The organism is Testudinibacter crocodili, assembly GCF_006228025.1.
Classification (GTDB): domain Bacteria; phylum Pseudomonadota; class Gammaproteobacteria; order Enterobacterales; family Pasteurellaceae; genus Chelonobacter.
In genome coordinates this window covers 1-2499 of sequence record NZ_VDHF01000167.1, presented here as the reverse complement: position 1 = coordinate 2499, position 2499 = coordinate 1, and the positions used below count along the sequence as shown (strand labels likewise).

Genomic DNA, 2499 nt, shown 5'->3' with positions numbered 1-2499 from the left:
ACTTGTTCCTGAATTAATTTACTTTAAAACGGCAAAAGCACAAAAGGACGGAATAGCTACTGATAGCGCAACTACACTTGTTAATGCTGCAACTGGACAAGCGATAGCGAAAAGTGCGGTTGAGAATAGTTTTTAGGTAAATCGGTGCGGGTATGGCGATAGGGGCAGCAACCGGCGGCGGCACGGCAGCGGTGAGCGCAGGCGGCAATACCGATTGGTATAACCGCCAGTTGCATCCGAGTGAGTTGGATTGGATTCGGAATAATGCACAGACCTTTGCCAAAGAACAGGGCATTAGTGAGGCAGAAGCGGAGCAGCGTTTGCTTGAGCGGGCGGCACAACGGGTGGATTATGCCTGGTCGAAGATGATAGACAGCCAAGATGCGGCGGCGGATAGTTTCCTGTCCTCGGCGTCGGCTATGAAAGGCGATGTGCCGTCCTCAAGTGCGGTGAGCTTTATCAACAGCGAAGGCAAAGCACAGAACTTGTTTAGCGTTTCAGGTGATGAATATTACTCAATAGGAAAATATTCAAATTTAGCGGCAAAGTATAATCGAGAAAACAGTCAGTTTTTGACGAATATTCTTGTGCCGAAAGTGAAGAATAACCTTGTTTTTGAGGGTGTGAAAGACGGTGGTAATGCGCTTAGTGAGGCAGCAAGAGCAGCGTTGGATTCACCGATAGAGACCACCAAAAATATGGTGAAAACAGTCGAACATAGCCTGTCGGACTGTTTAAAAAATCCGCTGGCTTGCGCAACAGGCAAATGGGCGACCTTTGATAGTGCGTCAGGGGATTTACTGAGAACGCATTATAATCAGGCTGATGTTAATGCCTTATACGGCAAAGATATGCGTGCCGAAACCGCACTTGTGCCGTTGATGAGAGGCGGAACAGTGGTGGCGGAAGTGCTGCCGGTGGTAAAAGCCGGGTCAGTTGCGGTTAAATCAATCGATAATATGCTATCACCTTTAGCGAAAGGTGTTAGTGCGAATGAAAGCTTGCCTGTTGTTGGGAAAACAACGGATTACCCATTAACTGAGTTTAATCATCAAGCACATAATGCTGCAATCTATGAAGCGTTAAAATTAGATTTGAAAACTCAGCAAGCTGCTAATTATTTAATAGATAGTTTAAAGAATACTGGAAAACTTCCAGAGAATTTTATAACTAAAAAAGAAGCTGAAAATTTAGGATGGAAAGCTGGTAAAAAACCAGTTCCAGATGGAAAAATAATTGGCGGTGAACCCTATTCTAATATAGAGGGATTATTGCCTTCAGCTCCTGAAAGGAAGTGGTTTGAAGCTGATATTAATTATAATGGGACAAAAGGTAGAGGTGGGGAACGATTAATATACTCTAATGATGGTTTTTTATATTTTACAAGAGATCATTATAATACTACTGAACCAATGGGGAGATGGAAATAATGAATAATATAAATCACATTTACATTGATGGTAATGATATAAAAGATAAAAAAATATTCCATAAAAAAATAGGAGAGGCTTTAAATGTTGGTTTTTTTATTCATGGTTATGGATATAATCTTGATGCTCTGATAGATGTTATGACTTGTGGAGCTGGGTTAAATTGTGTTTTATATTGGCAACATTCTGAATCCTCTAAGAAAAACCTGGGCATTGAATATTTTAATAAGATTATAGATACTCTAAAGGAAGTTGAAAATTACCAGATAAAACAGTGTGAATTATATGAGCAATATAAAAATGATTCTCCATTTAAATTTTATTTAGAATAAAAATTATCGTAAATAGTATGCTTCCGGTCGTATAACTGGCTTTACTGCGAGTTCCGCTACGCAATATGCCGTAACTGGTAAAATTGATTATGAATCTACAGGATATTTGCTTAATGAGGTTAAAGTAAACGGTAAAAATATTACGTTAGGCAACTTTAAGGGTTCAACAGCAAATTCATTGGAAAGATTTAATAATTATTTAAGCAATGCGATTGATACCACGGCTGGTAGCGGTGTAAAAATGCCAAGAAACCAGCAGGCGTATCAATAGAAACAGATTGGGAGAATTTAACTAAAGATGCCAAAATTACATATTCTAATGATAGACGAATTGCAGTTTTTCCATCAGGAGAAAGGGCTATTTTTAGACCTAGTAAAACAGGTCTTATGACAATTGAGTTGCAGCGTCCAGATAGAAAAAATTATTGAGGTCCTTTATAAAAATAATTAGAGTGGAACCCTGGTATGAATATTGTGATCCTTATCTGGATTTAAATGAAAAAGATTTTAATTTGAATGAATTTGAGCTTAATAATATAGTGTCATTTTATAAAAAAATTATAAACTTTGAAAGTGAGGAATATAACACTGAATTTATTCTAAGGGATTTCAAGTTTATTGATTTTCTAAATTTTGATTATGATGACGAAGCAATTATGAAAAATTATATGGAGGACATGATTTCTCAATTTAAGTTTTTTTATGCTATACCACTAATTTTTGATGAAAGTGAATTT

At 37.3% G+C, this 2499-nt stretch carries 3 protein-coding genes; all 3 read left to right on the top strand.

The features are described 5' to 3' along the window. The first annotated feature begins 152 nt into the window (after window positions 1-152). Window positions 153-1430, top strand: a complete 1278-nt coding sequence (locus tag FHQ23_RS12210) for a ribonuclease domain-containing protein (RefSeq protein WP_139614559.1) — start codon at window positions 153-155, stop codon at window positions 1428-1430. After that, window positions 1430-1762: a barstar family protein gene (locus FHQ23_RS12205; RefSeq protein ID WP_176552328.1), complete on the top strand. Its 333-nt coding sequence runs from the start codon at window positions 1430-1432 to the stop codon at window positions 1760-1762. The genes FHQ23_RS12210 and FHQ23_RS12205 overlap by 1 nt, the downstream gene beginning before the upstream one ends. Window positions 1763-2274: 512 nt before the next feature. Beyond that, the coding region (locus FHQ23_RS12660) for a hypothetical protein (RefSeq protein ID WP_267963723.1) at window positions 2275-2499 on the top strand (225 nt) is incomplete at its 3' end.